General features: G+C 67.5%; 26 protein-coding genes. 10 read left to right on the top strand and 16 right to left on the bottom strand.

The genetic code is table 11. The annotated features are described in order from the left end of the window. Nucleotides 1-14: 14 nt before the first annotated feature. The 6 genes from BCEP18194_RS25970 to BCEP18194_RS25945 all read left to right on the top strand — a co-directional run bounded on the left by BCEP18194_RS25970 (nt 15) and on the right by BCEP18194_RS25945 (nt 6,771). A complete protein-coding gene (locus BCEP18194_RS25970; RefSeq protein ID WP_011354244.1) occupies nt 15-1,409 on the top strand; it encodes a UbiD family decarboxylase in 1,395 nt (464 codons plus the stop codon). After that, entirely contained in the window at nt 1,406-2,020 is a 615-nt protein-coding gene (locus tag BCEP18194_RS25965; RefSeq protein ID WP_011354243.1) for a UbiX family flavin prenyltransferase, read from the top strand. Before BCEP18194_RS25970 ends, BCEP18194_RS25965 begins: the two co-directional genes overlap by 4 nt. Then, the gene (locus BCEP18194_RS25960) at nt 2,017-3,126 is read left to right on the top strand and encodes a CobW family GTP-binding protein (protein ID WP_011354242.1); all 1,110 of its coding nucleotides are present in this window, start codon (nt 2,017-2,019) and stop codon (nt 3,124-3,126) included. The genes BCEP18194_RS25965 and BCEP18194_RS25960 overlap by 4 nt, the downstream gene beginning before the upstream one ends. A gap of 61 nt (nt 3,127-3,187) precedes the next feature. Beyond that, the gene (locus BCEP18194_RS25955; RefSeq protein WP_011354241.1) at nt 3,188-4,561 is read left to right on the top strand and encodes a nucleobase:cation symporter-2 family protein; all 1,374 of its coding nucleotides are present in this window, start codon (nt 3,188-3,190) and stop codon (nt 4,559-4,561) included. 87 nt (nt 4,562-4,648) lie between these two features. After that, nucleotides 4,649-6,031, top strand: coding sequence for an amidohydrolase family protein (locus BCEP18194_RS25950; RefSeq protein WP_011354240.1), 1,383 nt, complete (start codon nt 4,649-4,651; stop codon nt 6,029-6,031). A 14-nt stretch (nt 6,032-6,045) separates the two neighbouring features. After that, nucleotides 6,046-6,771, top strand: a complete 726-nt coding sequence (locus BCEP18194_RS25945) for a maleate cis-trans isomerase family protein (protein ID WP_011354239.1) — start codon at nt 6,046-6,048, stop codon at nt 6,769-6,771. 48 nt (nt 6,772-6,819) lie between these two features. Here BCEP18194_RS25945 and BCEP18194_RS25940 read toward each other — a convergent pair whose 3' ends face one another. Then, nucleotides 6,820-7,545, bottom strand: a complete 726-nt coding sequence (locus BCEP18194_RS25940) for an SMI1/KNR4 family protein (protein WP_011354238.1) — start codon at nt 7,543-7,545, stop codon at nt 6,820-6,822. 217 nt (nt 7,546-7,762) lie between these two features. Between BCEP18194_RS25940 and BCEP18194_RS25935 the strand changes: the two genes are divergently transcribed. Beyond that, complete coding sequence (locus BCEP18194_RS25935) at nt 7,763-9,004, top strand: NAD(P)/FAD-dependent oxidoreductase (protein ID WP_041493197.1); 1,242 nt, start codon at nt 7,763-7,765, stop codon at nt 9,002-9,004. 30 nt (nt 9,005-9,034) lie between these two features. On the opposite strand, the gene BCEP18194_RS25930 is transcribed toward BCEP18194_RS25935, so the two are convergent. The 9 genes from BCEP18194_RS25930 to BCEP18194_RS25890 all read right to left on the bottom strand — a co-directional run bounded on the left by BCEP18194_RS25930 (nt 9,035) and on the right by BCEP18194_RS25890 (nt 18,318). Then, complete coding sequence (locus tag BCEP18194_RS25930; RefSeq protein ID WP_011354236.1) at nt 9,035-9,790, bottom strand: FadR/GntR family transcriptional regulator; 756 nt, start codon at nt 9,788-9,790, stop codon at nt 9,035-9,037. Nucleotides 9,791-9,980: 190 nt separating this feature from the next. Beyond that, on the bottom strand, nt 9,981-10,853 hold the full coding sequence (locus BCEP18194_RS25925) for an amidohydrolase family protein (RefSeq protein ID WP_011354235.1): 873 nt from the start codon (nt 10,851-10,853) through the stop codon (nt 9,981-9,983). A gap of 60 nt (nt 10,854-10,913) precedes the next feature. After that, nucleotides 10,914-11,855, bottom strand: a complete 942-nt coding sequence (locus BCEP18194_RS25920) for an ABC transporter substrate-binding protein (protein WP_011354234.1) — start codon at nt 11,853-11,855, stop codon at nt 10,914-10,916. An 88-nt stretch (nt 11,856-11,943) separates the two neighbouring features. Beyond that, nucleotides 11,944-12,981 (bottom strand): ABC transporter permease, encoded by a 1,038-nt coding sequence (locus BCEP18194_RS25915; protein ID WP_011354233.1) that lies wholly within the window; start codon nt 12,979-12,981, stop codon nt 11,944-11,946. 16 nt (nt 12,982-12,997) lie between these two features. Beyond that, nucleotides 12,998-14,536 carry a sugar ABC transporter ATP-binding protein gene (locus BCEP18194_RS25910; protein WP_011354232.1) on the bottom strand — a complete coding sequence of 513 codons (1,539 nt, stop codon included), beginning with the start codon at nt 14,534-14,536 and terminating at the stop codon, nt 12,998-13,000. Nucleotides 14,537-14,548: 12 nt separating this feature from the next. Next, a complete protein-coding gene (locus tag BCEP18194_RS25905; RefSeq protein WP_011354231.1) occupies nt 14,549-15,325 on the bottom strand; it encodes an SDR family oxidoreductase in 777 nt (258 codons plus the stop codon). A gap of 43 nt (nt 15,326-15,368) precedes the next feature. Beyond that, entirely contained in the window at nt 15,369-16,646 is a 1,278-nt protein-coding gene (locus BCEP18194_RS25900; RefSeq protein ID WP_011354230.1) for an L-fuconate dehydratase, read from the bottom strand. 23 nt (nt 16,647-16,669) lie between these two features. Further along, on the bottom strand, nt 16,670-17,512 hold the full coding sequence (locus BCEP18194_RS25895) for an ureidoglycolate lyase (protein WP_011354229.1): 843 nt from the start codon (nt 17,510-17,512) through the stop codon (nt 16,670-16,672). A 41-nt stretch (nt 17,513-17,553) separates the two neighbouring features. After that, complete coding sequence (locus BCEP18194_RS25890) at nt 17,554-18,318, bottom strand: SDR family oxidoreductase (protein ID WP_011354228.1); 765 nt, start codon at nt 18,316-18,318, stop codon at nt 17,554-17,556. 664 nt (nt 18,319-18,982) lie between these two features. Between BCEP18194_RS25890 and BCEP18194_RS25885 the strand changes: the two genes are divergently transcribed. The 3 genes from BCEP18194_RS25885 (at nt 18,983) to BCEP18194_RS25875 (ending at nt 20,937) form a co-directional block, all read left to right on the top strand. Further along, nucleotides 18,983-19,273, top strand: a complete 291-nt coding sequence (locus BCEP18194_RS25885; protein WP_011354227.1) for a DUF3331 domain-containing protein — start codon at nt 18,983-18,985, stop codon at nt 19,271-19,273. 166 nt (nt 19,274-19,439) lie between these two features. Beyond that, nucleotides 19,440-20,426: an oxidoreductase gene (locus tag BCEP18194_RS25880; RefSeq protein ID WP_011354226.1), complete on the top strand. Its 987-nt coding sequence runs from the start codon at nt 19,440-19,442 to the stop codon at nt 20,424-20,426. A 214-nt stretch (nt 20,427-20,640) separates the two neighbouring features. Beyond that, the gene (locus tag BCEP18194_RS25875; RefSeq protein ID WP_011354225.1) at nt 20,641-20,937 is read left to right on the top strand and encodes a DUF4148 domain-containing protein; all 297 of its coding nucleotides are present in this window, start codon (nt 20,641-20,643) and stop codon (nt 20,935-20,937) included. A gap of 202 nt (nt 20,938-21,139) precedes the next feature. Here BCEP18194_RS25875 and BCEP18194_RS25870 read toward each other — a convergent pair whose 3' ends face one another. The 6 genes from BCEP18194_RS25870 to BCEP18194_RS25845 form a co-directional block, all read right to left on the bottom strand. Beyond that, complete coding sequence (locus BCEP18194_RS25870) at nt 21,140-22,336, bottom strand: TauD/TfdA family dioxygenase (RefSeq protein ID WP_011354224.1); 1,197 nt, start codon at nt 22,334-22,336, stop codon at nt 21,140-21,142. A gap of 22 nt (nt 22,337-22,358) precedes the next feature. Then, nucleotides 22,359-23,315: an alpha/beta hydrolase gene (locus BCEP18194_RS25865; protein ID WP_011354223.1), complete on the bottom strand. Its 957-nt coding sequence runs from the start codon at nt 23,313-23,315 to the stop codon at nt 22,359-22,361. A 33-nt stretch (nt 23,316-23,348) separates the two neighbouring features. Continuing rightward, nucleotides 23,349-23,837: a thioesterase family protein gene (locus BCEP18194_RS25860; protein ID WP_011354222.1), complete on the bottom strand. Its 489-nt coding sequence runs from the start codon at nt 23,835-23,837 to the stop codon at nt 23,349-23,351. 12 nt (nt 23,838-23,849) lie between these two features. Continuing rightward, entirely contained in the window at nt 23,850-24,815 is a 966-nt protein-coding gene (locus BCEP18194_RS25855; RefSeq protein ID WP_011354221.1) for an L-carnitine dehydrogenase, read from the bottom strand. An 88-nt stretch (nt 24,816-24,903) separates the two neighbouring features. Continuing rightward, a complete protein-coding gene (locus tag BCEP18194_RS25850; protein ID WP_011354220.1) occupies nt 24,904-25,833 on the bottom strand; it encodes a 3-keto-5-aminohexanoate cleavage protein in 930 nt (309 codons plus the stop codon). Nucleotides 25,834-25,912: 79 nt separating this feature from the next. Beyond that, nucleotides 25,913-26,866, bottom strand: a complete 954-nt coding sequence (locus BCEP18194_RS25845) for a choline ABC transporter substrate-binding protein (protein ID WP_011354219.1) — start codon at nt 26,864-26,866, stop codon at nt 25,913-25,915. Nucleotides 26,867-26,895: the final 29 nt, after the last annotated feature.

Raw genomic sequence — 26,895 nt, 5'->3', positions numbered from 1 at the left:
CGACGGAGTGCATCATGGCGTCCAGCCTTTTCGCCGAGCAGCAGGATTTCCATCACTTCGCGAACGCGTATCGCGAACGCTTTCCGGACGACGTGCTGACGCTCGCGCAGCCGCTGTCCGCCGACCAGGACGTCACGGCCGTCGTCGCGTCGCTCGCCGCGCGCGGGCGGCACGAGATGCTCGTCTGCGAGCGCGTCGACGGCCTTTCGACGCCGCTCGTCACCAACGTATTTGCGTCCCGCACGCGCATCGGCCGGCTGTTCGGCGTCGAGGCGAACGGCCTGTTCGACGCGTGGCAACAGCGTGCGAACGCGCCCGTCGCGCCGGTCGTCGTGCCGCACGGCTCCGTGCTCGATCAGGTGACCGAAGGCGATGCGGTCGATCTCGCACAACTGCCGATGATCCGCCACTTCGAAACGGATCGCGGGCCCTACGTGACCAACGCGGTGATCGTTGCCGAAGATCCGGTGACGGGCGTCGCGAACCTGAGCTACCACCGCTCGATGCCGCATGCACGCAACGCGCTGGCGACGAGCCTGCATTCGCGCGGACATCTGTGGCGGATGTTGCAGACCGCCAAGGCGCGCGGCGACACGCTGAAAGTCGCGATGGTGATCGGCGCGCATCCGCTGTTCATGCTCGCGGCCGCCGCGCGCGTGCCGTTCGGCGCGGACGAGCGCGCGATCGCCGGCGGACTGTTCGGCGCACCGCTGCAACTCGTGCGCACGCCGCGTCACGGCATCGGCGTACCGGCCGCCGCTGAGTTCGTGCTCGAAGGCACGATCGATCCCGATGCGCATGCGGAAGAAGGCCCGTTCGGCGAATTCACCGGCTACTCGTCGGACCGCTCGACCAACAACGTACTGCGCATCGACGCGATGATGCGGCGCAAGGACGCGTGGCTCGTCGATGTGGTCGGCGGCCCGTACGCGGAGCACCTGACGCTTGCGCGGCTGCCGCGCGAAGCCGAGATGAGCGAAAAGCTGAAGGCGCGCTTTCCGTCCGTCACCGCCATTCACTACCCGAATTCCGGCACGCACTTCCACTGCTACGTCGCGCTGAAGCAGTCGCGCGACGGCGAAGCGCGCCAGATCATGCTTGCGCTGCTCGGCTGGGACCCGTACCTGAAGAACGTCATCGCGGTCGACAGCGACGTCGACATCACCGACGACGCGCAGGTTCTGTGGGCCATCGCGACGCACTTCCAGCCGCACCGCGACCTGTTCGTCGTCGACGGCCTGCCCGGCAGCCCGCTCGATCCGTCGTCGTCGTCCGACGGCACGACGTCGCGGATGGGGATCGACGCGACGCGCGGCTCGCGCTTCGACGGCGTGCGCGCACGTGTCGGCGACGCCGCGATGCAGCGCGCCGCGCAAGTGATCGCGCAACTCGGCGGAGCGTCGCGATGAGCGCGCGGCGGCTCGTGGTCGGCATCAGCGGCGCGTCCGGCTTCGTGTACGGGATGCGGCTGCTCGCGCTGCTGCGCGAACTCGACATCGAGACGCACGTGGTCGTGTCGCGCGCCGCCGCGTTGACGATGGCGCACGAGACCGACTTCCGGCTGTCCGACATCACCGCGCTCGCGAGCGTGCTGTACCGCAGCGACGACATCGCGGCACCGATCTCGAGCGGGTCGTTCCGCACGCTCGGAATGATCGTCGCGCCATGCTCGATGAAGACGCTCGCCGAGATCGCGAGCGGCCTTTCATCCGGCCTGATCTCGCGCGCGGCCGACGTCGTACTGAAGGAGCGCCGCCGGCTCGTGCTGCTCGCACGCGAAACGCCGTACACGCTCACGCATCTGCGCAACATGGCCGCCGTCACGGAAATGGGCGCGATCGTCGCGCCGCCCGTGCCGGCGTTCTATGCGCGCCCCGCTTCGCTCGACCAGATGATCGACCACACGCTCGGCCGCGTGCTCGACCTGTTCGACCTCGATTCCCGCACCGTCCATCGCTGGAAGGACAGCGAATCCCGGCACCATCCGCAGCCCAACCGACTCAACGGAGACGCATCATGACCCACATCCACACCACCCACAGCGACGTCGAAAAGATTCCGGTCACCGTGCTCACGGGCTTTCTCGGGGCGGGCAAGACCACGCTGCTGAACTACATCCTGCGCGAGAAGCACGGCCGCAAGATCGCGGTGATAGAGAACGAGTTCGGCGAAATCGGCATCGACGGCGGGCTCGTGCTCGAATCGACCGAGGAAATCTACGAGATGACGAACGGCTGCGTGTGCTGCGTCGGCGCGGTGCGCGAGGATCTCGTGCGGATCGTGCGGATGCTCGTCGCGCGCCCCGACCGGCTCGATCACATCATCGTCGAGACGAGCGGCCTCGCCGATCCGTATCCGGTCGCGCAGACCTTCTTCCTCGACGATCCGATCGCGAAGGAAGTCGCGCTCGACGCGGTCGTCACGATGGTCGATGCGAAGCATATCCGCGCGCATCTCGACGATCTGGTGCTCGACGGCCGCGACAACCAGGCCGTCGACCAGATCGTCTGCGCGGACCGGATCGTGATCAACAAGGTCGATCTCGTCGACACGCCCGACGTCGATGCGCTGACCGCGCGGCTGCGCGAGCTGAACACGACGGCCGAGATCGTCACGTCGAGCTACGCGCAGGTCGATCTCGACCGCATCCTCGGGATCGGCGCGAATGAATTCGCGCAGATCCTCGTCGAGAGCGACGGGCTGCAGGCCGATGCACCGCATGCGGACGAACAGGCGCACGAGCACGATCATGAGCACGACGACCACGCTTACGAAGCCCACGCACACGACGACGATCACGATCATCACGAGCACGACGAAAGCGTGTCGTCGGTCGGCATCGAAGTCGATGCCGACGTCGATCTCGACGCGCTCGAAGCGTGGCTCGGCGAGCTACGCCACTCCGATACCGCGAACCTGTTCCGGATGAAAGGCATCCTCGCCGTGCAGGGCCGCGCGCAGCGCTACGTGCTGCAGGGCGTGCACGGCGTGATCGAACTGCGCGCCGCGCAGGCGTGGGGGTGCGAGCCGCGCTCGTCGCGCATCGTTTTCATCGGCCGCGATCTCGATCGCGCCGCGCTGACCGACCGTTTCCATGCCTGTCTCGCCGCGGCGGTCGCGGCCTGACGGGCACGCCAGGCGGGCGCGTCGCGCGCTCGCCCGAAAACGAACCTCAGGAGACTCGCCCATGAACGCTGCTTCACATCCCGTCGATCGGGTCCTGCCGCGCCGCCAGATGCTGACGCTCGGCCTGCAACACATGCTCGTCGCCTATATCGGCGCGATCGCGGTGCCGCTGATCGTCGCGTCGGCGTTGAAGATGTCGCCCGCCGACACGACCGTGCTGATCAGCACCGCGCTGTTCTGTTCCGGCATCTCGACGATCCTGCAAACGGTCGGCGTCTGGAAGCTCGGCGTGCGCCTGCCGATCCTGCAGGGCGTCGCGTTCAGCAGCGTCGGCCCGGTGATCGCGATCGGCCTGACGCCGGGCGTGGGGTTCGCCGGCGTATGCGGCGCGGTGATCGGCGCGGGCATCATCACGACCTTCGCCGCGCCGCTGGTCGGCCGGCTGCGCCGCCTGTTCCCGCCGGTCGTGACGGGCTGCATCGTCACCGTGATCGGGTTGCAGCTGTTTCCGGTCGCGTACCAGTGGGCCGGCGGCGGCGACGCGGCGAAGCTCCAGTTCGGCGAGCTGTCGTTTCTCGCGGTCGCGCTCGTCGTCGCGGTCGTGATCCTCGCGGTCAACCGCTTCGCGAACGCGTTCCTGCGCAACCTGTCGGTGCTGATCGGGCTCGTCGCCGGCAGCCTGCTCGCGATCGCGCTCGGGATGGGCAACTTCACGAACGTCGCGGCCGCGCCGTGGTTCACCGTGCCCTACCCGTTCCACTTCGGCACGCCGGTGTTCGCGATCGTGCCGGTGCTGACGATGGTCATCGTGATGATCGTGCAGATGGTCGAGTCGATGGGCCTGTTCGTCGCGATCGGCGACATCGTCGAGAAGCAGGTGAGCGAGGAGGACGTCGTGCGCGGGCTGCGCGCGAACGGCGTCGCAAGCGCGATCGCGGGCACGTTCGCCGCGTTTCCGTTCATTGCGTTCATGGAGAACGTCGGGCTCGTGATCCTGACCGGCGTGCGCAGCCGCTGGATCGTCGCGGTCAGCGGCGTGCTGATGTGCGTCGTCGCGCTGGTGCCGAAGATCGGCGCGATCGTCGCGTCGACGCCGTCGGCCGCGCTCGGCGGTGCGGGTATCGCGATGTTCGGCGTGGTCGTCGCCGCCGGCGTGCAGACGCTCGCGAAAGTCGACTTCGAGAACAACCGCTACAACGTGCTGATCGTCGGCTTCACGATCGCGACCGCGCTGATTCCGGTGATGGCGCCGAAGGTGTTCGCGCACATGCCCGACTGGACGCAGCCTTTCCTGCACAGCGGCGTCGTGCTCGCGTGCCTCGTGTCGGTGCTGCTCAACGCGCTGCTCAACGGCGTGCCGGCGGCCGAACCCGTTGAATCGCACGTGCATGCCGACGCCGCGCACGCCAGCCCGATGGCGCGCGAGTGCGACTGACGGGCTGTATGCCGCGAGCGGCGTCGAGCCTGCGCGCGGCGCCCGACGAATCACGATCCGACTATCCGAATCCGAGGAGACCCGACCATGAGTGTTCCTTCTTCTTCGCTGCTGATCCGCAACCCGATCGCGGTCATGAGCGGCCGCACCGGCGACGCCGCGCGGCTCGGCTCCGCCGACCTGCGCGTCCGCGACGGCCGGATCGACACGATCGCGCCCGGCCTCACGCCGCTGCCCGGCGAACGCGTGATCGACGCGACCGACTGCGTCGTCTACCCGGGCTGGGTCAACACGCATCACCACCTGTTCCAGAACCTGCTGAAAGCCGTGCCGTCGGGGATCAACGCGGGCCTGCAGGAATGGCTCGCGGCCGTGCCGTATCCGCGCGTCGCCCGCTTTACGCCGGCACTCGCGCGCATCGCCGCTCGGCTCGGCTTCGCGGAGCTGCTGCTGTCCGGCGTGACAACCTGCGCCGATCATCACTACCTGTATCACGCGGGCGGCACGACCGAGACCGGCGACTTGCTGTTCGACGAAGCGGCCAGCTTCGGGATGCGCTTCGTGCTGTGCCGCGGCGGCGCGTTGCAGGCGGCCGGCGATCATCCGGGCTTCGCCGGCACCGCGCTGCAACCCGAGACGCTCGACCAGATGCTGGCCGACATCGAGCGGCTGAAGGCGCGCTATCACGACGCGGGCACGGCATCGATGCGCCGCGTGGTCGTCGCCCCGACCACGCCGACCTTCTCGCTGCCGCCCGACCTGCTGCCCGAGGTCGCGCGTGCGGCGCGCGGAATGGGCCTGCGGCTGCATTCGCACCTGTCGGAGACGACGCGCTACGTCGATTTCTGCCGCGAGCGCTACGGCAAGCTGCCCGTCGAATTCGTCGCGGAGCACGAATGGCTCGGGCCCGACGTGTGGTTCGCGCACCTCGTCCATCTCGAAGCGAACGAAATCGCGATGCTCGCCGAGACTGGCACCGGCTGCTCGCACTGCCCTGTCAGCAATGCGCGGCTCGGCAGCGGCATCGCGCCCGCGCCGCGCATGGCGGCGGCCGGCGTGCCGGTGTCGCTCGGTGTCGATGGCGTCGCGTCGAACGAATCCGGCAGCATGACGCACGAAGCGAATTTTGCGTGGCTCGTGCATCGCGCGGCGCACGGTGCGGCGGCCACCACCGCCGAGGACGTGCTGCACTGGGGCACGCAAGGCGGCGCGCGCGTGCTCGGGCTGAACGCGGTCGGCACGCTCGAAGCAGGCCAGGCCGCCGATCTCGTGCTGTACGACGTGAGCGGGCCGCGCTTCAACGGCTTCCACGACTACGCAATCGCACCGGTCGCGGCCGGCGAGCCCGCGCCAGTGAAATACAACATCGTGAATGGCCGCGTCGTGGTGGACAACGGCGAGATTCCGGGCCTCGACCTGGCTGCGCTGCGCCGTGCTGCCGTCGATGCGGTGCGTCAGTTGCTCGATTGAACGGAAGCCCTGCGATGAATCCGCGCATCCGCATCGGCATCCTGACGCCGTCGTCGAACACCGCGCTCGAACCGCTGACGACCGCGATCGTCGCCGGCTTGCCGGACGTCAGCGTGCATTTCGCTCGCTTCACCGTGACCGAGATTGCGCTCACCGAGACCGCGCTCGACCAGTTCGATGCGGCGCACATGCTGGTCGCGGCGCGGCAGCTCGCCGACGCGCGGGTCGACGTGATCGGCTGGAGCGGCACGTCGGCCGGCTGGCTGGGCTTCGAACGCGACGCGGCCCTGTGCCGCGGCATCGAGAAGGCCACCGGCATTCCGGCGACCACGTCCGTGCTCGCGTTGAACGAACTGCTCGAACGCACCGGCGTGCGGCGGCTCGGCCTCGTCACGCCGTATCTCGACGACGTGCAGCAGCGAATCGTGCGCCAGTATGCGCAACTCGGCATCGATTGCGTGGGCGAACAGCATCTCGGGTTACGCGACAACGCCAGCTTCGCGGAAGTGCCCGATACGCAGATTGCCGCGTTGATGCGCCAGGCTGCGCGGGCACGGCCGGACGCGGTGGCGACGTTCTGCACGAACCTGCATGCCGCGCATCTGGCCGGGCCGTTCGAACAGGCGACCGGGATCGCCGCTTACGACACGGTGTCGACCGTGGTGTGGAAAACGCTGCGGATGGCGGGGGTCGATACGCGCGTGCTGGCGCGATGGGGGAAGCTGTTCGCGATGAGTTGACGATGCGGTGGACCGCCCGCGCGCCCGGCAGGCGCCGGGCGTGTCCGATCATCGCTTGTCGGCTTCCTCGACGAAAATCTCGAACCACGCGTTCATCACGGCCCAGAAATCCACGGGCTCGAGTTCGGTCGGGTTTTCGTGCCACCACAACCACCCTGCCGGGTTGCCACCGCCGGGCCCTTCATTCGAATCAACGCACAGCCAATCGCCGCTGCCGTTATGAAACACGGCCCGCACGAGATCCGGGTTCACGCCGAGCTTGCGTGTCTCGGCGGGTGTCAGGTCGAGCTTGTCCGCGAGCGCAGCCTGATCGGCGAGCGGCACCGGCCCCATCGAATTCGCGGGAAAGAACGTCCAGCCGTCATGCACGGTTCGATGAAAGCGCCGCAGATCTTCGGGCAGTGCAGTCCAGGGTGATTCATCATCCAGCCCCCGCTCGCCCAATGGCGCGCGGCCGATGAAGAAATTCAGGTCGTCGTGCTCGACCGTGTACGGATAGAGCAACACGACGTCGCCACCGTCGTTGCGGAACACGGCCGGACGCGCGAGCTTTTCGTGAAAGAACTGCGCAACGGCCGGCAATCGATCGATGACGCCGGCCCACATCTGCACGAGCGTATCCGCTCGCATGTCGTCCGGCGTGGCGAGCAATGCGCGCCATGCAGCCGGCACGTCGACATCGGCCGGAATCTCGTCCGCCGCGAGCCAGACGCTGCCGGTCGCGCGGTAGCGTTTCAACTCCGCCGCATAAACCGCTGCGGTCAACTCGATCATCGCGCGTCACCTTCGAAGGCCGGAATCCGCGCATTCTACTGCCCGCGTCGTCGCGACGATCGCGAATCGTCTCGTCCGGGCCACCTGCCATGCGCGGGCCACACGCGTCCGCTTGGTGCCCCACGCCGCCGCGAGTATGCTTGCAGTTCGAAGGCTCTCCAACCCGGGCGCACAAGCCTCATCGCGGGCGCGCGCCGCTAACCGTCACTCACCATCGATGGATTTCGACGTCATCGTTCTCGGCGCAGGCATCGTCGGCGTCTCCGCGGCACTCCACCTGCAGGATCGCGGCCGCAAGGTCGCCCTCGTCGATCGCGGCGCGCCCGGCGAAGGCACGAGCTTCGGCAACGCGGGGCTGATCGAGCGCTCGTCGGTCGAACCGTATCCGTTCCCGCGCAGCCCGTTCACGCTGATGCGTTATGCGCTGAACCGCTCGACCGATCTCTACTGGCACAGCACGTCGCTGCCCGCATTCGCGCCGTGGCTTGCACGTTTCTGGTGGGAATCGGCGCCGCTGCGTCACGCGGCGGCATCGCGCGACATGCTGCCGCTGATCGAGCGCTGCATCGTCGAGCACGACGCGCTGATCGCGCGGGCCGGCGCCGGCGAACTCATCCGCGCGAACGGCTGGCTGGAGGCATTCCGCACACCGGCCGCATTCGAACGCGGCGTGGCCGAAGCCGGGCTCACCGCGCGCCGCCACGGGCTCGGCATCACGCCGCTCGATGCGGCCGCGCTGGCCGCGCACGAACCGAGCCTCGCGCCCGGCTTCTGCGGCGCGCTGCACTGGCTCGACCCGAAAAGTGTCGTCGACCCGTCCGAGCTCGTCAAAGCGTACGCACACCTCTTCGTGCAAGGCGGCGGCACGCTGCTGACGGGCGACGCCGCGAGCCTCGACGCGCTGTCGCCGGGCTGGCAGGTCAGCACGCAGGACGGCATGGCCGCCGCGCCTGCGGTAGTCGTCGCGCTCGGCCCGTGGTCCGACACGGTGTTCGGCAAGTTCGGCTACAAGATCCCGCTGCGCGAGAAGCGCGGCTATCACATGCACTACGCACCGTCCGCGCGCGGCGTGCCGTCAGCGCCGATCGTCGATCGCGAATACGGTTACGTGATCGCGCCGATGAGGCGCGGGCTGCGGCTGACGACCGGCGTCGAGATCGCGCGGCGCGGGGTGCCGCCGACCGGCGTGCAGCTCGAACGCGCGGAACGCGTCGCGCGGCCCGTGTTCGGTTTCGGCGAGCGGCTCGACCCGCAACCGTGGCTCGGCTTCCGGCCGTGCACGCCCGACATGCGCCCGGTGATCGGCCCCGCACCCGCGCATCGCGGGCTGTGGTTCTCGTTCGGGCACAACCATCACGGGCTGACGCTCGGCCCCGTCACGGGCCGCCTGCTGGCCGAGATGATGACGGGCGAAGCGCCGTTCACCGATCCGGCGCCGTATCGCGCGGATCGCTTTTGACCTGGTAACGGTTCACGCGTCGACGCGCGCTCAGTCGAGCGCGCGGCCGAAGATGCGGATCACTTCGTCGAGATGCTCGGCCATCGCGCGGCGCGCGGCGTCCGGGTCGCGTGCGCGGATCGCATCGAGGATCGCGCGGTGCTCCAGTTCCGACCGGTGCGGCATGTCGTTCGGCATGTAAAGCGACTGCAGCCGCTGGAACATCAGGTCGTACTTGTGCGCGAGCAGCTGCTTGATCATCAGCGCATACGCGGCGTTGTCGCTCGCTTCCGCGATGCGGATATGAAACAGCCGGTCGCCCGGATGCGTGAGCGAGCCGCTGCGGTTGTCTTCCTGGTTGCGCAGGAACGCCTCGTGGATCCCTTCGATCTGCTCGTCCGAACCGTGCTTCGCAGCCAGCGACGCGGCTTCCGGCTCGATCAGCCGGCGCGCCTGCAGCAGCGCGAACGGCGGGATTTCGGTATCGAGGTCGAGCGCGATGCCGAGTTCGGGATCGATCTCGATGATCGTGAACGGCGCGGCTTTCGTATCGGGTTCGGGCGCGGTGGTGGCTTCAGGGTGGCGCACCTTCACGCCGTCGCCGACGCGCACGCTCACGAGCCCGCTCACTTCGAGGGCGATCAGCGCCTCGCGCACCGAGGTGCGGGACACGCCGAACTGTTCGGCCAGTTCGCGCTCGGGCGGCAGATAGCTGCCCGGCGGAAAATCGCCGGACTCGATCATCGCACTGAGCTTGTCGGCGATCTGCTGGTAGAGGCGGCGGTTCTGAATCGGCTGGATGGACATACGTCGGGGCTGGTGATCGGTTTCATTCCGGACGGTTGAGCGCGCATCGCACGCAACCGTTTGCGCATATTCTAAAGGCTCGGCCCCGGACATCGGGCGAAGAGTCGATGCGACCGCAACCATCGACACGCAGCGGCATCCGCCACCATTCGTCCGACGAAACCGCGCCCCGCCGCACACGCCCGCACGCTCACGTCGGCACCCCGTAACACCGCGCGGCGGTACCGCCCCACAGCGCGTTGCGCTCGGCCGCCGACAGCCGCGATTCGGCCCAGCGCTCGATGATCGACGCGACTTCGTCATACGACGCGGCCAGCAGGCACACGGGCCAGTCCGACCCGAACATCAGCCGCTGCGGGCCGAACGCGTCGAGCGCCGCGTCGAGACACTGCTCGATATGCCGGACGTCCTTCCCGCGCAAGCCGCGCTTCCAGTCGGCCTCGGTCACGAGCCCCGACAGCTTGCACGCGACATGGGGCAGCGCGCCCAGCTCGCGCAACGCGGCGCGCCAGCGCGCCAGCGCCGTGTCGTCGCGCTCGAAGTCGGCGAGTGCCGGCTTGCCGACGTGATCGAGCACGAGCCAGTGCGCGTCGTGCCGCGCACAAAATGTCCACATGTCCCGCAACTGGTGCTCGAACGCGAGCACGTCGTACACGTACCCGTTCGCCTGCAGCCACGCGATGCCGCGATTGAAATCCGGCGCCGCGACGAACGCGCCTGCATCGGCTTCGTCCTGCACCTGGTGACGGAAGCCGCGCAGCTTCGGGCTGCGCCATTCGGCAACGCGATCGGCGAGCTGCGGCGCGGCGAGATCCTCCCAGCCGACCACCGCCGCGATGCGCGCATCGTCGCGCGCGAGATCGAGCAGGAACGCCGTCTCGTCGCGCCCGGCGCGCGCCTGCACCGCGATCGACGCGCCGATCGCCTGCGCGTGCATCAGCGGCCACAGCGCGTCGGGCAGGTAGTCGCGCGCCAGCACCCCCATCCCGGCGCCGATCCACGGATAGTCGGCGGCGCGATAGCGCCAGAAGTGCTGATGGGAATCGATACGCACTGCGCCCATGATGCCCTCGTGTCCGGTCGCCACGACGGCGGCACGCGCCACCGCCGCTCGACGCAACGTTCAGTCGTACAACACCGCCGCGATCTTCGGATCGTCGATATTGGTCTTGTCGTACCAATAGAAACCGGTATCGATAACCTTCGGCAGCTTTTCGCCCTTGATCGCCTTCACGGCTGCCTCGACCGTCTTGTAGCCGATCCCGATCGGGTTCTGCGTGATCGCGCCGGCCATCAGCCCGCTGCGGATCGCGTCCTTCTGCTGCTTGCCGGAATCGTACCCGACGATCACGACCTTGCGCTTCATCTCGCGCACGCCGTTGACCACGCCGATCGCCGAGCCTTCGTTGGTGCCGAACAGCCCCTTCAGCTTCGGATACGCCTGCAGGATCGACTTCGTCACCTCGGTCGACTTCAACTGGTCGCCTTCGCCGTACTGAACCGTCACGACCTGCACCTTCGGGTGCGCCGACTTCATTCGTTCGAGGAAGCCGTCGCGGCGATCGATGCCGGTGCGGCTCGTCTGGTCGTGCGCGACCACGGCCACCTCGCCTTCGTCGCCGATCAGCGCCGCGAGCTTGTCGGCGGCGAGCGACGCGGCGGCCTTGTTGTTGGTCGCGGCCGTCGTCACCGGGATGTCGCTGTCCACGCCCGAGTCGAACGCGATCACCGGGATCTTCTCGGCCTGCGCCTTCTTCAGCAGCGGCAGCGCGGCCTTGCTGTCGAGCGCCGCGAAGCCGAGCGCGGCCGGCTTCTTCGCGATCGCGGCCGACAGCATGTCGATCTGCTTGTCGACCATCGCCTCGGTTTCGGGCCCTTCGAACGTCACCTTCACCTTGTAGTCCTTCGCGGCCTGCATCGCGCCCGCTTTCACGGCCTGCCAGAACTGATGCTGGAAGCCCTTCGAGATCAGCGGGATGTAGGTTTCCTGCGCCTGCGCGCCGGCCGTGACGCCGACGGCGAACGTCAGCCCGACGATCGCGTTCAACACCTTGCTCCTGATCACTTCGCGTCTCCTTTTTTCGTATCGACTGGAACGACTGGGACGCCGGCCGGAACCGGCGATGAAGCACAAGCCTGCGTGAATGCGTGCGTCAGCGGCGCCGCCGGCGCAGGATATCGACGTAGACGGCGAGGATGATGATCACGCCCGTCACGACCGTCTGCCATTCCTGCGCGACCGACATGATGCGCAGGCCGTTCGTCAGCACGCTCATGATGAACGCGCCGATGATCGTGCCGACGATGCTGCCCGCGCCGCCCGACAGCGACGTGCCGCCGATCACGACGGCCGCTATCGCGTCGAGTTCGTAGCCCTGCCCGAGCGCGGGCTGCGCGGAATTCAGCCGCGATGCGATCAGCAGCCCGGCAATCCCGCACACCGCGCCGCTGAACGTGTAGACCGCGATCTTCCACGCATCGACGTTCACGCCCGACAGCCGCAGCGCTTCCTCGTTGCTGCCGAGCGCGAACGTATAGCGGCCGAAGATCGTGCGGTTCAGCACGATCGATGCGCCGATCGCGACGAGGAACAGGATCAGCACCGCGTTCGGAATCGGCAGCGCGGGAATCAGGTTGCCGATCAGCGAATCCTGCGCGATCGACGTGAAGCCTGGCGTGTCGTTGAAGTAGATCGGCCGCGTGCCCGAGATCACGAGCGACAGCCCCTTGAGCAGCATCATCATGCCGAGCGTCGCGATGAACGGCGGCACCTTCATCTTTGCGATCACGAAGCCCGATACGCTGCCCGACAGCGCACCGAAGAACAGCGCGGCCAGGATCCCGATCGGCAGCGGCATGCCCCATTTCGTCAGCACGACGCCGGCCATCACCGCGCAGAACGTCATCAGCGTGCCGACCGACAGGTCGATGCCCGACGTGATGATCACGTAGGTACAGGCGACGGCCAGCACGCCGTTCACCGCGGTGGCCTGCAGGATCGCGACGAGGTTGTCGACTTCGAGGAAGTTCGGCGACGCGATGCTGAAGAACACGATCAGCAGCACGAGGCTCGCGAACGCGAGCAGCTTCTGGCGCGCGGCCGGGTTGAAGAAGCGGGCTTTCAGGCTCGCTGCCGCGGCCGGCGTGTCGCCGGGCGCGAGAGGCGGAACGGGATGCGTATCGTTGGACATGATCGTAGGGGTTGAATCAGGACAATACGGTCGACTCGCGCTGCGTCGCGAGCTGCATGATCTTTTCCTGCGTGGCGTCGGCCGCGCGCAATTCGCCGGTCACGCGCCCTTCGCACATCACGAGAATCCGGTGGCTCATGCGCAGCACTTCGGGCAGCTCCGACGAGATCATCACGATCGCCTTGCCGTCGGCGGCGAGCGCGTCGAGCAGCTTGTAGATCTCGCTTTTCGCGCCGACGTCGATGCCGCGCGTCGGTTCGTCGAAGAACAGGATGTCGCAGTCGCGCAGCAGCCACTTCGCGATCACGATCTTCTGCTGGTTGCCGCCCGACAGCAGCCGCGCCGGCTGCGTCACCGACGGCGTGCGGATCGCGAGCTGCCGCACGTACGATTGCGCGGTGTCGCGCAGCGCACGCGCGTCGAGGAACAAGCCGCGGCGCACGAAGCGGCGCATGCTCGACAACGCGATGTTGTTCTGCACGTCCATCCCGACCGCGAGCCCGAAGTGCTTGCGATCCTCGGACAGGTAGCCGATGCCGTGCCTCACCGCGTCGGCCGGCGAGCGGATCGACACGGTCTTGCCATGCACGCGGATCTCGCCCGCGTCGACCGGGTCCGCACCGAACACCGCTCGCGCGACCTCGGTGCGGCCCGCGCCCATCAGCCCCGCGAAGCCGAGGATCTCGCCGCGCCGCAGCGTGAAGCCGACATCGCGAATCGCACGGCCGCGCGACAGCCCGCGCACTTCGAGCGCGACGTCGTTCGCGGACGTATCGGGCGGCGTGCGGAATTCGGTGGCGAGCTGGCGGCCGACCATCATCGCGATGATCGCGTCCATCGACGTGTCCGCCATCGGCACGGTCGCGACATACTTGCCGTCGCGCATCACGGTCACGCGATCGGCGATCTGGCGCAGCTCGTCCATCTTGTGCGAGATGTAGACGATGCCGACACCGTGTGCGCGCAGGTCGCCGATGATGCGGAACAGCTCGGCTATCTCCGCGTTGTTGAGCGCGGCGGTCGGTTCGTCCATGATCAGCACGCGCGAGTCGAACGACAGCGCCTTCGCGATCTCGACCATCTGCTGCTTCGCCACCGTGAGCTGTCCGACCGGTGTACGCGGGTCGAGATCGAGCCGCATCCGCGCGAAGATCGCGGCCGCGTCGCGGTTGAGTGCCGCTTCGTCGACGAACACGCCGAAGCGGCCGCGCGGCTCGCGGCCGATGAAGATGTTCTGCGCGACGCTCAGGTGGTTCATCAGGTTCAGTTCCTGATGGATGATGCCGATCCCGAGCGCCTGCGCGGCGCGCGGATCGGCGATTTCCACTGCACGGCCGTCCATCCGGATCTCGCCGTCGTCGCGCTGGTAGACGCCCGCCAGGATCTTCATCAGTGTCGACTTGCCGGCGCCGTTCTCGCCCATCAGCGCATGCACTTCGCCGGCACGCAGGTCGAAATGGCAATCGTCGAGCGCCTGTACGCCGGGGAAGCGCTTGCCGATACCGGTCAATGCGATCAGCGGCGGCGCGGGGTTCGGAGTCAGGTCGGGTTGCATGGATCGCCGCCCTTAGCTGATCGCACGGTCGAGATGCGTATAGCCGCCGTCGACGAACAGCCACTGGCCCGTCGTGTGCGATGCGCGTTCCGACAACAGGAATACGGCCGTATCGGCAATTTCGTCGGCCGTCGTGAAGCGTTTGCCGAGCGGCACCTTGCCGGCGATGCCGGCCAGCTTCGCGTCGGGGTCGTCGAAACTGTCGAGCCATCTCCGGTACAGCGGCGTCATCACTTCGGCCGGGATCACCGCGTTCACGCGCACGCCATCGTCACGCAACGCGACGGCCCATTCGCGTGTCAACGCGAGCTGTGCGCCCTTCGATGCGCAATAACCGCTCGTATTGCCCTGCCCGGTCACGGCCGTCTTCGACGACAGGTTGACGATCGCGCCGCGCGTCGCCTTCAAGTGCGGCACGCAGTAGTGCGCCATCACGTAGTAATGGATCAGGTTGCGTTCGAGCGACGCGACAAACGCGTCGCGCCCTGCATCGAGCCCGATGCTGTCGTTGACGCCCGCGTTGTTGACGAGGCCGTCGAGGCGGCCGAAACGCGCGATGGTTTCCGCAACCGCATCGCGGCATTGCGCATCGTCCTGCAACTCGACAGAGATGCAGGCGGCACGCGGCTGCTTCTGCACGAGTGCGCGCCAGAACGCATCGTCGGGCGCGTGGCGCGCGAACACCACCGGAATCGCGCCTTCTTCGGCCAGCCGCATCGAGATCGCGGCGCCGATGCCCGACGCGCCGCCGGTCACGATCACGACCTTGTGTTGCAGATTCAAATCCACTTCGCGTCTCCGTCGTTCATGTTGTCGGCACGCTCAACGCGTGTCAGCCGCGGAACCGGTACTGCTCCAGCGATCCGGGCTTCATCTCGATCGAGAAACCGGGCGCCGTCGGCGGCATGTACGCCGCGCCGCGCACGACGCACGGTTCGACGAAATGCTCGTGCAGGTGATCGACGTACTCGGTTACGCGCCCTTCCTTCGTGCCGGCAATGCAGATGTAGTCGATCATCGACAGATGCTGCACGTACTCGCACAACCCGACGCCGCCCGCATGCGGGCACACCGGCAGCCCGTACTTCGCGGCCATCAGCATCACCGCGAGAATCTCGTTCACGCCGCCGAGCCGGCACGCATCGATCTGCACGACGTCGATCGCGCCGCGCGCGATGAACTGCTTGAACAGCACGCGGTTCTGGCACATCTCGCCGGTCGCGACCTGCACCGGTGCGATCGCCTCGCGGATCTTGCGATGCCCTTCGACGTCGTCGGGGCTCGTCGGCTCCTCGATGAACCACGGCCGCGCGAACGCCAGCTCGCGCACCCAGTCGATCGCTTCGTCCACTTCCCACACCTGGTTCGCGTCGATCATCAGCTTGCGGTCCGGACCGATCACCTCGCGCGCGATCGTCACGCGGCGGATGTCGTCTTCCAGGTTAGCGCCGACTTTCAGCTTCACGTACTCGAACCCCGCTTCGACCGCTTCGCGGCACAGCCGCCGCAGCTTGTCGTCGCTGTAGCCGAGCCAGCCGGCCGACGTCGTGTAGCACGGGTAGCCGTCGCGCTCGAGCAGTGCGATCCGCTCGGCCTTGCCGGGCACTTGCCGGCGCAACAGGTCGAGCGCTTCGTCCGGCGTCAGGCAGTCGGTCAGGTAGCGGAAGTCGATCGCGCGCACCAGTTCCTCGGGGCTCATGTCGGCCACGAGCCGCCACAGCGGCTTGCGCTCGGCTTTCGCCCACAGATCCCATACCGCGTTGACGACGGCCCCCGTCGCCAGATGGATCGCGCCCTTGTCGGGGCCGATCCAGCGCAACTGGCTGTCCGACGTGACGTGCCGCCAGAAGCGGCCCATGTCGGCGCGAATCCAGTCGAGGTCGAGGCCGACGACGAGGTGACGCATCGCGTCGATCGCCGCGCAGCAGATCTCGTTGCCGCGCCCGATGGTGAACGTGAGCCCGTGACCTTCGAGCCCGTCGCGGTCGGTTTCGAGCACGACGTAGGCCGCCGAATAATCGGGGTCCGGATTCATCGCATCGGAGCCGTCGAGCTGGCGCGAGGTCGGGAAGCGCACGTCGAGGACGCGCATCGATCGAATGATAGGCATGACGAATCGTCCGCGAAAGGAAATCAGGCCTGCACGGTGCGCTGGCGTTGCTCGCCGAGCCCGTCGATGCCGAGCGTGATCACCTGCCCGGCGCGCAGATAGACGGGCGGTTTCTGCCCGAGACCGACACCCGGCGGCGTGCCGGTCGAGATCACGTCGCCCGGCTGCAGGCTCATGAAGCGGCTCAGGTAGCTGATCAGGTGCGGCACGCGGAACACCATCGTCGCGGTCGTGCCGTTCTGGTAGCGATGACCGTCGACGTCGAGCCACAGCCGCAGCGCATGCGGATCGGGCACGTCGTCGGCCGTCACGAGCCACGGGCCGAGCGGCCCGAACGTGTCGTTGCCCTTGCCCTTGTCCCACGTGCCGCCGCGTTCGAGCTGGAATTCGCGCTCCGACACGTCGTTCACGACGCAGTAGCCGGCGACGTGCGACAGCGCGTCGGCTTCCGCGATATAGCGGCCGCCCTGGCCGATCACTACGCCGAGTTCGACTTCCCAGTCGGTCTTCTCCGAGCCGCGCGGAATTTCGACGTCGTCGTTCGGCCCCGAGATCGCGCTCGTCCACTTGCCGAACACGACGGGCTCCTTCGGCACTTCCATCCCCGATTCGGCCGCGTGGTCGGAATAGTTGAGCCCGATGCAGATGAACTTGCCGACGCGGCCGACGCACGCGCCGAGCCGCGGCGTGCCTTCGACGAGCGGCAGCGACGACGGCGGAATGTCGCGCAGCCGTGCGAGCGACGCCGGCGTCAGCACATCGCCGGCGATGTCGTCGATCACGCCGGACAGGTCGCGAATGTGGCCGTTCGCATCGAGCAGGCCGGGCTTTTCATGGTGTTTGTCGCCAAATCTCAGCAGTTTCATGTCGTCTTGAGCGGAAACGGAAAGTAAAGGGGAAGGCTTGGTCAGTTCGACCAGCCGCCATCGATCAGGTGGATCGCGCCGGTCGTGAACGACGCTTCGTCGGATGCGAGGTACAGCGCGAGCGCGGCCACTTCTTCCGCGCTGCCGATGCGGCCGATCGGCTGGCGCGCGACAAAAGCCTGGCGCACCTCGTCGGTCGACACGTGGCGCGTACGCGCCTGGTCCGCGATCCGTTGCTCCAGCGACGGCGATTCGATCGTGCCCGGGCAGATCGCGTTGCAGCGGATGCCCCGCTCGACGAAATCGGCGGCCACCGCCTTGGTCAGCCCGATCACGGCCGCCTTGGTCGTGCCGTAGACGAAGCGGTTCGGCACGCCCTTCACGCTCGACGCGGCCGACGCCATGTTGATGATCGATGCGCCGCCGGCTTCGAGCATCGCAGGCAGCAGCGCGCGGATCAGCCGGTACATCGACGTGACGTTCAGGTTCAGCGAGAACGCCCAGGCGTCGTCGTCGCAGTCGAGGATCGAGCCGTGGTGCACGAAGCCCGCGCAGTTGAACAGCACGCCGAACGCACGCTCGCTCGCGGCGAGCGCCGCGACGTCCTGCGCATCGGTCACGTCGAGCCGCCGCGTGGTCAGCCGGCCGCCCGCGCGTTCGGCGTCGGCCTCCAGCCGCACGAGCGCGGCTTCGTTGATATCGGTCGCCAGCACGTCGGCGCCCTCGCGCGCGAACCGCAGCGCGGTCGCGCGGCCGATGCCCTGCCCGGCCGCCGTCACCAGCGCGCGTTTGCCCTGCAATCTCATGAGCACGTCTCCCGAAATAGCCGGCCAGCCGTCGGCCGATTGGCACAAAGGACTAAAGGTCCAACCAATCATAGGAAGTGATGCCGCGTTTGTCACGGAATCGGGATTCGGTATTTACCCGAGTGAGAAAATCGGGCGGTTGAGCAAAGATTCGAGGTTCGAGCGCGCTCGGGGCACGCCCCGGGATTAGGACAAAGCCAATAGCTGCGCGCCTTCCGGTCGATTTTTTCGCAGATGCCTGGCGCGGCGCCACGCCAAACTGACGAAAAAGTCATGTTCACGTCAGGGTCTCAACGGGATGCGCGCGCCATCATGGCGTACCGGACTGCGCTTCCGGTCCATCGCCACCCCGCCCGCGTTCGATCCCTGCGGGCACCTCCGTCCCCCGGCGATGGGCTCCGTGACTGGGCGAGCAGACACGGCGCGCAGGCCGATTTCCCGCCCCGGACGTTGCGTCCGGGGCGTTTTTGTCTGTGCTTTCCAAGAAAATAAGCGTGGATTGTTTCTAAATCGGCAAAAGGTAATTTGAGCCAGACAGGATGTTTTTTCCGGTCACAGACGCTTACATTTAGCGCACCACTCATGGAAACCGCTACGGATTCGCCATCGGGTAGTGACATCCACTGCCAAGGCCGAAACCGCACGAGCTTTAGGAAACGGCAAAATGAAGGCCCCCAAATCCCTGCCTGCGCTCGATCCCGCCGACGTTCACGTCGAAATCCTCGAACGTTCCGATACGCTGCTCGTCGTCCGCTGGGTCGAACCCGGCCGCTGTCACTACGGTGAACAGCGCTGGCGCCGCCGCTTCGCACAACGCACCGGCACCTGCGCGCTGTCGCGCCAAGTGATCCATCGCGGCGACGAAGTCTTCCGCCCGGCCGAACGCCCGGCACCCGCGAACGCAGCCGCGATGATCTCCGCCGCCGAAGTGCTCGCGCTGGCCGGCGGCAGGTAAATCCTGCCGGCCGCGCGCCACGGCACGCGGCACCCCACGATGTGCCGGCCCTAGAAGCGCCGGTCTAATTCCCCCGCTTGTCTGCCACGCCGGCGGGCACTATCGTTACACCACTCAATGTAATGATTAGTGCCGCGGCCGATTGGTCGCGCCGATGGAGGCAGACATGCATGCATGGAGCGCGCGCCACGTCCCGGCGCAAGGCGGCAAGGTCGCGGTCGTGACCGGCGCCAACAGCGGGCTCGGCTGGCAACTGGCGGAAACGCTGGCCGCGAAAGGCGCGACGGTCGTGATGGGCTGCCGCGACGCAGCCCGCGCCGCACAGGCGGCCGACGCGATCCGCCGGCTCCATCCGGATGCCCGCGTCGAAGTCGACCCGCTCGACCTCGCCGATCTTGCGTCGATCGCACGCTTCGCGGCCGATGTGGCCGAACGCCATGGCCGCGTCGACATCCTCTGCAACAACGCCGGCGTGATGTTCCTGCCGCTGCGCCATACGCACGACGGCTTCGAGATGCAGTTCGGCACCAACCACCTCGGCCATTTCGCACTGACCGGCCATCTGCTGCCCGCGCTGCGCGCCGCGCGCCGCGCGCGTGTCGTGACGATGTCGAGCGGTCTCAACCGCGGCGGCCGGATCCGCGTCGACGACCTGCGTGCCGAGCATCGCTACAACCGTTATCTCGCCTATTGCGACAGCAAGCTCGCGAATCTCGTGTTCGCAATCGAACTGCAGCGCCGTTTCGAGCGCGCGGCGTTTGCCGGAATCAGCGTGGCCGCGCACCCCGGCTACGCGGCGACCAACCTGCAGTTCGCGGGCCCGGCGATGGACAGCTCGCCCGCCCGTGCCGCGCTGATGCGCGCCGCGAACCGTTATCTCGCGCAGCCTGCCGACCAGGGCGCGCTGCCCGCGATTCATGCGGCAACCTCGCCCGATCTTGCTGGCGGCGCTTACATCGGGCCCTCCGGGTTGTTCGAGTCGCGCGGGTTGCCGGCGCCCGCGAGCGTTCCGCGTGCAGCGCGCGACGTGGCCTCGGCGGCACTGCTGTGGGAAGCCTCGGAAGCAGCGACGGGCGTGCGCTTCCTCAGCTCGGGCGCGCCAGCGGGACGCTCGCCCGGCCGGCCGTTCGACACGGCGGCCGAGGTGCGCTGAAGCACGCAGCACCTCCCGCAACATTCCTCAGACTTATTGCAACTTCCGAAAAGAAAGCCAGATGAAAGACTGATTCGACGCCCCACTGTTACCACCCAGGAAACAATTTATCGTCAAAATCAGCGTTTACCCTCGACACTCCGGTGACTAAGATTTAGTCAATCGCTTAAGACATGGTGTCGAGAGCGAACTCAATAAAACACCGGAGGTCATCATGAAATCGCTCATTTCCGCAGTCGTTGCCGCTGCCGCCCTGTCCGCTTCGTTTGGCGCATTCGCCCAAAGCACCGTGACCCGCGCTCAAGTGCGCAGCGAACTGGTTCAGCTCGAACAAGCCGGCTACAAGCCGGGCCTGTCGAGCCCGTACTACCCGAACGACATCCAGAGCGCCGAAGCGCGTGTTCATGGTGCCGACACCAGCGGCTACGGCGCACAGCCGGCTCCGGTCGTCCACTCGGGCGCCCCGGCTGCGTCGTCGAACGCTCGCGACTCGATCTTCTTCGGCCAGTAAGCCGATGCGCCCTCGGCGGGCGCCGCGCGTCGCGCGATGAAGCACGAAAGTCCGGACGAGCCCCCTTGCGGGGCTCGTCCTTTTTTATGAAACGCATACCTCCGCCGCCCGGCAACGGGTGGCTTCGCCCGGGCGCCTGGCGTCCGGGCGCTTTTTCATCTGCGAGGTAGGCGTGCGGGCATGGTGAAGCCGGGCGCTACCGTCAGCGCGATACAGCCGCCGCAGGCGCCGATCGCGACAACACGCGCCACCGCGACAGCAGTTCGTCGCGATCGATGTAGCAGCCCTGCAGGTGCCGGCGGCCGGTAGACGGATCGAACTCGGTGCGCGCATGCAGCACGCGCCGGTTGTCGAACGCCCACATGTCGCCCGCCCGCAGCCGGCGCTGCACGCGAAAGCGCGGCTCGCGCGCCAACGCGAGGAACCGCCGGTACGCACGATAAACGGCCGCGACCGAGCCGGCCGGCGCATCGAGCGGCCCGCGCAGGAAGTTCGCAACGCGCACCTCGGTCACGTTGCCGCGCGCATCGAGCCCGATCACCGGCGCCGAGCAGCGGTAGTCGCTGTTCGCACTCTTGTTCCAGAACTCGAACGGCGTCGACGTGAGTTGTTCAAAGTCGGCCGGATGCTCGCGCCGCAGCGCATCCGCCAGCGCGAAGCCGTCGAGGAACACGCTGTCGCCGCCGGTCGCGTCATTCGCGAGGCAATGCAGGAACTGCACGCCCGGCTGCAACTCGCGGGTCGGCAAGTCGGTATGCGGCGGCAGGTTCAGCGACGTATACGCGTTGCTGTCCGGGCGCGGCTTCGATTCGACGTCGAACAGCACGCCGAAATTGCTCTCGCGGATCAGGCCGATGCGGCGCGCGATCTCGTCGACACGGCCGCGCTCGGCCGGCACGCCTTCGACGAGCGTCAGCCCCGTGCGTTGCAATGCGGCGAGCCACGCGAGCAATGCGCGGTCGTCCTCCATCACGTCGCGCCACGCGAACACGCCGATGGCCGTCGCATCGTCACCGGCCCATACGTGCCGCCCGTACGCGCCCTGACGCTCCGCGCGCGACGCATCGTCGTACGCATGCGCGCGCAACCACCCCGGCGACCACGCGCTGCGGTGCCCGTCGTTCCACTCGACATGCAGCGCGCCGTCGGCTTCGACGTGCACGGTGAGCGCGGAGAGATCCTCACGCGCGTCGGCGATCTCGAACACCTGTTCACGCGTGACGGCATGCACGCACGCGGCACACGCGCAGTTGTCGCGCAGCCAGTCGAAATGAAACGGCGATCGTCGCGTATCGCTCCACTCGACGTCCACCGCACCATCGCCAATCGTCGCCGCCGCAATGGCCGCGTCGGCCGAAAACGTCCGCCAGTCCTCGATACGGTGTTGCGCTGCCTGCATCGTTGCCTCCCGGAAACGCCCGCTACGCGTGTGGTGCGAGCAGAAACCCGCCGACCGTCCGGTGCATCAGCGCCGCCTGCGGGCTCGTTCCGAGCGCGCGCCAGCAGCCGTGCACCAGCCCCTCTCCCATCCAGTAGTGCGCGACACCGCGGGCCGCGCGAATCCGTTCGACGTACACGCGCGCATCGTCGCGCAGCGGATCGTGTTCCGCGCCGATCGCGAGCACGGGCGGCAGGCCGTCGAAACGCGACGCCGCGAGCGGTACCGACGCGTGCAGCAACGGGTTGCCGTCTCCCAGCGCATCGGACAGGCCGCCTTCCCAATACAGCGCGCGATAGCGATGGACATCGTCGAGCGTCAGCATCGGCGCGTGCGCTTCCGTTTCGCGCGCGGGCGACTGAGGCTCGAATCCGAGCATTGGATAGACGAGCGCGATGCCGTCGATACCGCCTTCGCCCGCATCGCGCAACGCGGTGACTACGGCTGCCGCGAGCATGCCGCCCGCGCTGTCGCCCGCGAGCGTCAGTGGGTGCACGCACGGCCCGAACGGCCAGCGTGCGTCGCGCGCGGCACGCGTGACATCCAGGCAATCTTCCAGCGCGGCAGGCGCACGATGCTCGGGCGCGAGCCGATAGTCGACCGCGATCACGTCGAGCCCCGTATCGGCCGCCAGCTGCGCGGTGATCAGCGCATGACTGTCGAGCGAGCCGACGACGAAGCCGCCGCCATGAAAGAACAGCACCGTGCCGCGCGGCGTGCCGTGCGCGGACGTGTAGCGCCGCAGCGCGATCTTGTGGCCATCGGGCGCATGCCACACGGCGTCCTGCTGCACGATGCCGGCAGGCAGCGCGGCCGGGGTCCATTCGGCCGCGAAGCGGTCGTACAGGCGGCGCTGCTCGCCGGGCGAGCGCGCGGCCGCGTCGGCCGGATACCACGCGTCGACGGCTGCAACGAACGCCGCGATTTCCGGTTCAAGCATCGTGTGCGCTCCGTGGTTGAAGGTTCGTGCCGGCTAACGGCGCGGCGGCAGCCCGATCACGCGGCCCGCATACGCGGGTGCCACGCAATCGCGCTGCAATGCATGCAGCTCGGCCACGCGGGCGGCCACGTCGTCGTCGAAGGGTGTCGATTTCGCACCGTCGCGCATATCGACGTGCAGCAGCATCTGCTCGCTCGCCGATACCGCATCGTCATGCCCGCCGGCGAACATCTCGAGATACAGGTGCACCCGCTTTGCGTCGTGCGCGAGCACGCGCGCATCGACACGCACCGGCGTGCCCTCCTTGATCTCGTGCAGGTAATTCACATGCGCTTCGAGCGTGTAGACCGAGCGGCCCCGCTCGCGACGCGCGGCGTCGTCGAGGCCGATACGATCCAGCAGCGCATCGGTCGCAAAGCTGAAGATCAGCAAATAGAACGCATCGCGCAGGTGGCCGTTGTAGTCGACCCATTCGGGCCGCACGACGTCGCGGTAAATCGTCAGCGGGGTATCGCCGGTCATCGTCTCTCGTCCTCAGTCTTCGAATCGCATCCCGTGCCGCGCCTTCACCGCGGCGATCGACTTCAGCACCTCGGTGATGCACTCGTCGCGATAGCGTTCGAGTTCCTTGATGCTGCGCGTGCCCTGCTGTTCGGTCGTGCCTTCGACGACGCTGTCGATCAGCGCATCGGTCAACGTCGGCGCGACCAGCTTCGTCCACGGCAATTCGAGCGCGGGGCCGAACTGCTGCATGAAGTGTCGCATGCCTGCGTCGCCGCCCGCGAGCGTGTAGGTCAGGAACGTGCCCATGAACGACCAGCGGATGCCCGCGCCGAAGCGGATCGCATCGTCGATCTCGCCGGTCGTCGCGACGCCTTCGTTGACGAGGTGCAGCGCCTCGCGCCACAACGCTTCGAGCAGCCGATCGGCGATGAAGCCCGGCACTTCCTTGCGCACGTGCAGCGGCCGCATGCCGAGCTTGCGATAGATCTCCATCGCGCCTTCGACCGCTTCCGGCGACGTGCGCGCGCCGCCGAGCACTTCAACGAGCGGCAGCAGGTAGACGGGATTGAACGGATGGCCGACCACGCAGCGCTCCGGATGCGTCGCCCGTGCGTAGAAATCCGTCGGCAACAGGCCCGACGTCGACGACGCGATGATCGCGTCGGGCTTCGCCGCGCGGCTGATCTGCTCGTGCAGTTCGAGCTTCAGCGCCTCGCGCTCGGGCGCGCTTTCCTGGATGAAATCCGCGTCGGCGACGCATGCCTCGATCGTCGAGACAAAACGCAGCCGCGCGGGATCGGCGCCCGGCGCGAGGCCGACGCGCTCGAGCGCGGGCCACGCGTTCGCGACGTTCGCGCGCAGCCGCTCTTCCGCGCCCGGCGCGGGATCCCAGACGACCACGTCGAGACCGTGCGCGAGCGCGCGGGAAATCCATCCGCTGCCGATCACGCCGGTGCCGATGGCGGCGAACGTCTTGATGTCGGTCTTCACAGCCATGTCAACGCATCCTTCAAATCAGGGGAAATCGGTGGGCGGCCGCGCCCGTGCGCGCCGCCGCGTCGTATCAATCAGTCAGGGGAACCACTCACGCGAATTCGGCGACAGCACGGCGTTCGAGCAGACGCTCGCCGCGTGCGGGCAAGCCGAGCTTGCGGCGGCCTTCGGCCGGCGTCAGCACGCGACCGCCAAGCCGTTCGATGACTTCTCTCGCGCGCTCGACGAGCGTGCCGTTGGTCGCATGCACGCCGCGATCGAGCCAGATGTTGTCTTCGAGGCCGACCCGCACGTGGCCGCCGAGCAGCATCGCCTGCGCGACCATCGGCATCTGCATGCGGCCGATCCCGAAGCCGGCCCAGTGCGCGCCCGGCGGCAGGTTGTCGACCATCGCCTTCATCGTGCCCGTGTCGGCCGGTGCGCCCCACGGAATGCCGAGGCACAGCTGGAACAGCGGCGGATCGTCGAGCAGCCCTTCCTTCAGCAACTGCTTCGCGAACCACAGATGGCCCGTGTCGAAGATCTCCAGCTCCGGCTTCACGCCGAGTTCCTGGATGCGCTTCGCGCCGGCGCGCAGCTGCGCGGGCGTCGACACGTAGATGTAGTCGCCGTCGCCGAAATTCAGCGTGCCGCAGTCGAGCGTGCAGATCTCGGGCAGCAGTTCCTCGACGTGCGCGAGCCGCGTGAGGCCGCCAACCAGGTCGGTGCCCTTGCCGAAACGCATCGGGTCCTCGCCCGGACCGATCTCGAGATCGCCGCCCATGCCGGCCGTCAGGTTGATGATCACGTCGACGTCGGCCGAGCGGATGCGGTCGACCACTTCGCGGTACAGGTTCGGGTCGCGGCTGCCGCGCCCCGTCTGCGGATCGCGCACGTGGCAGTGCGCCACCGTCGCGCCGGCCTTCGCGGCCTCGATCGCGGCGGCCGCGATCTCCTTCGGCGTGACCGGAATCGCCGGATGCTTGCCGACCGTATCGCCCGCACCGGTGACGGCGCAGGTGATGATGACTTCGTGGTTCATGCTGGTTGCCTCGCTTGAATCGGGTTGTGTCGCAATGCGGATGTTTCGTCGGGGCGCGCCGGGTGCGGCGCGCAAGCCGTCACAGGCCGAGATACGCCTTCACGGCCGGCAGCCCGTCCTTGCCGTCGAACGTCTTGACGCCCGCGAGCCACGGATCGAGCACCTGCGGGTTCTTCTTCAGGTACGCCTTCGCGGCATCGGCCGGCTTCGTCTTGTTCATCACCGACTGCATCAGCTGGTTCTCGAGCTGCGTCGAGAAGCGCAGGTTCGTGACGAGCTTGCCCGCGTTCGGGCAACGTGAAATGAAGTCGGGCGCCGTGAGCGTGTACACGCGCGCTTCGCCGTAGTTCGGCCCGAACGACGCGTCGCCGCCGGAGAGATAGTTCATGCTCAGCTGGATGTTCATCGGATGCGGTTCCCAGCCCAGGAAGACAACCCACTTCTTCTCGCGGATCGCACGTTCGACCGTCACCAGCATCCCGGCCTCGCTCGATTCGACGAGCTTGAAGCCGCCGAGCCCGTACTGGTTCGTGTCGATCATCTTCTGGATCGTCGCGTTCGCGCTGCTGCCCGGCTCGATCCCGTAGATCTTGCCGTCGAGCTCCGCGCGGTGCTTCGCGATGTCCTCGAAGGTCTTCAGGCCGGCCTGGTATTCGTAGCTCGGCACCGCGAGCGTCGCCTTCGCGCCCGACAGGTTCGGCGGTTCGACGACGTTGATCGACTTGTTGTCGAGGAACGGCTGGAGCTGCTTCTGCTGCACGGGCCACCAGTAGCCGAGCGACACGTCGAGCTGCTTGCTCTTCAGGCCGGCGAACGAGATCGGCACCGACGCGATCGTCGTGGTCGGCTTGTAGCCGAGCGCTTCGAACACGGTCGACGCGAGCGCCGTGGTCGACGTGATGTCGGTCCAGCCGATATCCGCGAAACGCACGGTGCGGCAGGTCGCGGCATCCGTTTCGGCAAGCGCCGTGTGCGTGAACGCGCCGGTCGCCAGCACGGCCGCGGCAAGCGCGGCGATCTTCGTCGACTTCATGGTTCGTTTTCTCCCGGTTGGACTCGCGG

The organism is Burkholderia lata (assembly GCF_000012945.1).
Lineage (GTDB): Bacteria > Pseudomonadota > Gammaproteobacteria > Burkholderiales > Burkholderiaceae > Burkholderia > Burkholderia lata.
Note: the sequence above shows the minus strand (reverse complement) of the source record. Positions and strands in the feature narration are given on the sequence as shown.

What these genes read in the sequence shown, in the direction of transcription:
- BCEP18194_RS25970 (WP_011354244.1), top strand. Translation starts at nt 15, where the DNA reads ATGGCGTCCAGCCTTTTCGCCGAGCAGCAGGATTTCCATCACTTCGCG.
- BCEP18194_RS25965 (WP_011354243.1), top strand. Translation starts at nt 1,406, where the DNA reads ATGAGCGCGCGGCGGCTCGTGGTCGGCATCAGCGGCGCGTCCGGCTTC.
- BCEP18194_RS25960 (WP_011354242.1), top strand. Translation starts at nt 2,017, where the DNA reads ATGACCCACATCCACACCACCCACAGCGACGTCGAAAAGATTCCGGTC.
- BCEP18194_RS25955 (WP_011354241.1), top strand. Translation starts at nt 3,188, where the DNA reads ATGAACGCTGCTTCACATCCCGTCGATCGGGTCCTGCCGCGCCGCCAG.
- BCEP18194_RS25950 (WP_011354240.1), top strand. Translation starts at nt 4,649, where the DNA reads ATGAGTGTTCCTTCTTCTTCGCTGCTGATCCGCAACCCGATCGCGGTC.
- BCEP18194_RS25945 (WP_011354239.1), top strand. Translation starts at nt 6,046, where the DNA reads ATGAATCCGCGCATCCGCATCGGCATCCTGACGCCGTCGTCGAACACC.
- BCEP18194_RS25940 (WP_011354238.1), bottom strand. Translation starts at nt 7,545, where the DNA reads ATGATCGAGTTGACCGCAGCGGTTTATGCGGCGGAGTTGAAACGCTAC.
- BCEP18194_RS25935 (WP_041493197.1), top strand. Translation starts at nt 7,763, where the DNA reads ATGGATTTCGACGTCATCGTTCTCGGCGCAGGCATCGTCGGCGTCTCC.
- BCEP18194_RS25930 (WP_011354236.1), bottom strand. Translation starts at nt 9,790, where the DNA reads ATGTCCATCCAGCCGATTCAGAACCGCCGCCTCTACCAGCAGATCGCC.
- BCEP18194_RS25925 (WP_011354235.1), bottom strand. Translation starts at nt 10,853, where the DNA reads ATGGGCGCAGTGCGTATCGATTCCCATCAGCACTTCTGGCGCTATCGC.
- BCEP18194_RS25915 (WP_011354233.1), bottom strand. Translation starts at nt 12,981, where the DNA reads ATGTCCAACGATACGCATCCCGTTCCGCCTCTCGCGCCCGGCGACACG.
- BCEP18194_RS25910 (WP_011354232.1), bottom strand. Translation starts at nt 14,536, where the DNA reads ATGCAACCCGACCTGACTCCGAACCCCGCGCCGCCGCTGATCGCATTG.
- BCEP18194_RS25900 (WP_011354230.1), bottom strand. Translation starts at nt 16,646, where the DNA reads ATGCCTATCATTCGATCGATGCGCGTCCTCGACGTGCGCTTCCCGACC.
- BCEP18194_RS25895 (WP_011354229.1), bottom strand. Translation starts at nt 17,512, where the DNA reads ATGAAACTGCTGAGATTTGGCGACAAACACCATGAAAAGCCCGGCCTG.
- BCEP18194_RS25890 (WP_011354228.1), bottom strand. Translation starts at nt 18,318, where the DNA reads ATGAGATTGCAGGGCAAACGCGCGCTGGTGACGGCGGCCGGGCAGGGC.
- BCEP18194_RS25885 (WP_011354227.1), top strand. Translation starts at nt 18,983, where the DNA reads ATGAAGGCCCCCAAATCCCTGCCTGCGCTCGATCCCGCCGACGTTCAC.
- BCEP18194_RS25880 (WP_011354226.1), top strand. Translation starts at nt 19,440, where the DNA reads ATGCATGCATGGAGCGCGCGCCACGTCCCGGCGCAAGGCGGCAAGGTC.
- BCEP18194_RS25875 (WP_011354225.1), top strand. Translation starts at nt 20,641, where the DNA reads ATGAAATCGCTCATTTCCGCAGTCGTTGCCGCTGCCGCCCTGTCCGCT.
- BCEP18194_RS25870 (WP_011354224.1), bottom strand. Translation starts at nt 22,336, where the DNA reads ATGCAGGCAGCGCAACACCGTATCGAGGACTGGCGGACGTTTTCGGCC.
- BCEP18194_RS25865 (WP_011354223.1), bottom strand. Translation starts at nt 23,315, where the DNA reads ATGCTTGAACCGGAAATCGCGGCGTTCGTTGCAGCCGTCGACGCGTGG.
- BCEP18194_RS25860 (WP_011354222.1), bottom strand. Translation starts at nt 23,837, where the DNA reads ATGACCGGCGATACCCCGCTGACGATTTACCGCGACGTCGTGCGGCCC.
- BCEP18194_RS25855 (WP_011354221.1), bottom strand. Translation starts at nt 24,815, where the DNA reads ATGGCTGTGAAGACCGACATCAAGACGTTCGCCGCCATCGGCACCGGC.
- BCEP18194_RS25850 (WP_011354220.1), bottom strand. Translation starts at nt 25,833, where the DNA reads ATGAACCACGAAGTCATCATCACCTGCGCCGTCACCGGTGCGGGCGAT.
- BCEP18194_RS25845 (WP_011354219.1), bottom strand. Translation starts at nt 26,866, where the DNA reads ATGAAGTCGACGAAGATCGCCGCGCTTGCCGCGGCCGTGCTGGCGACC.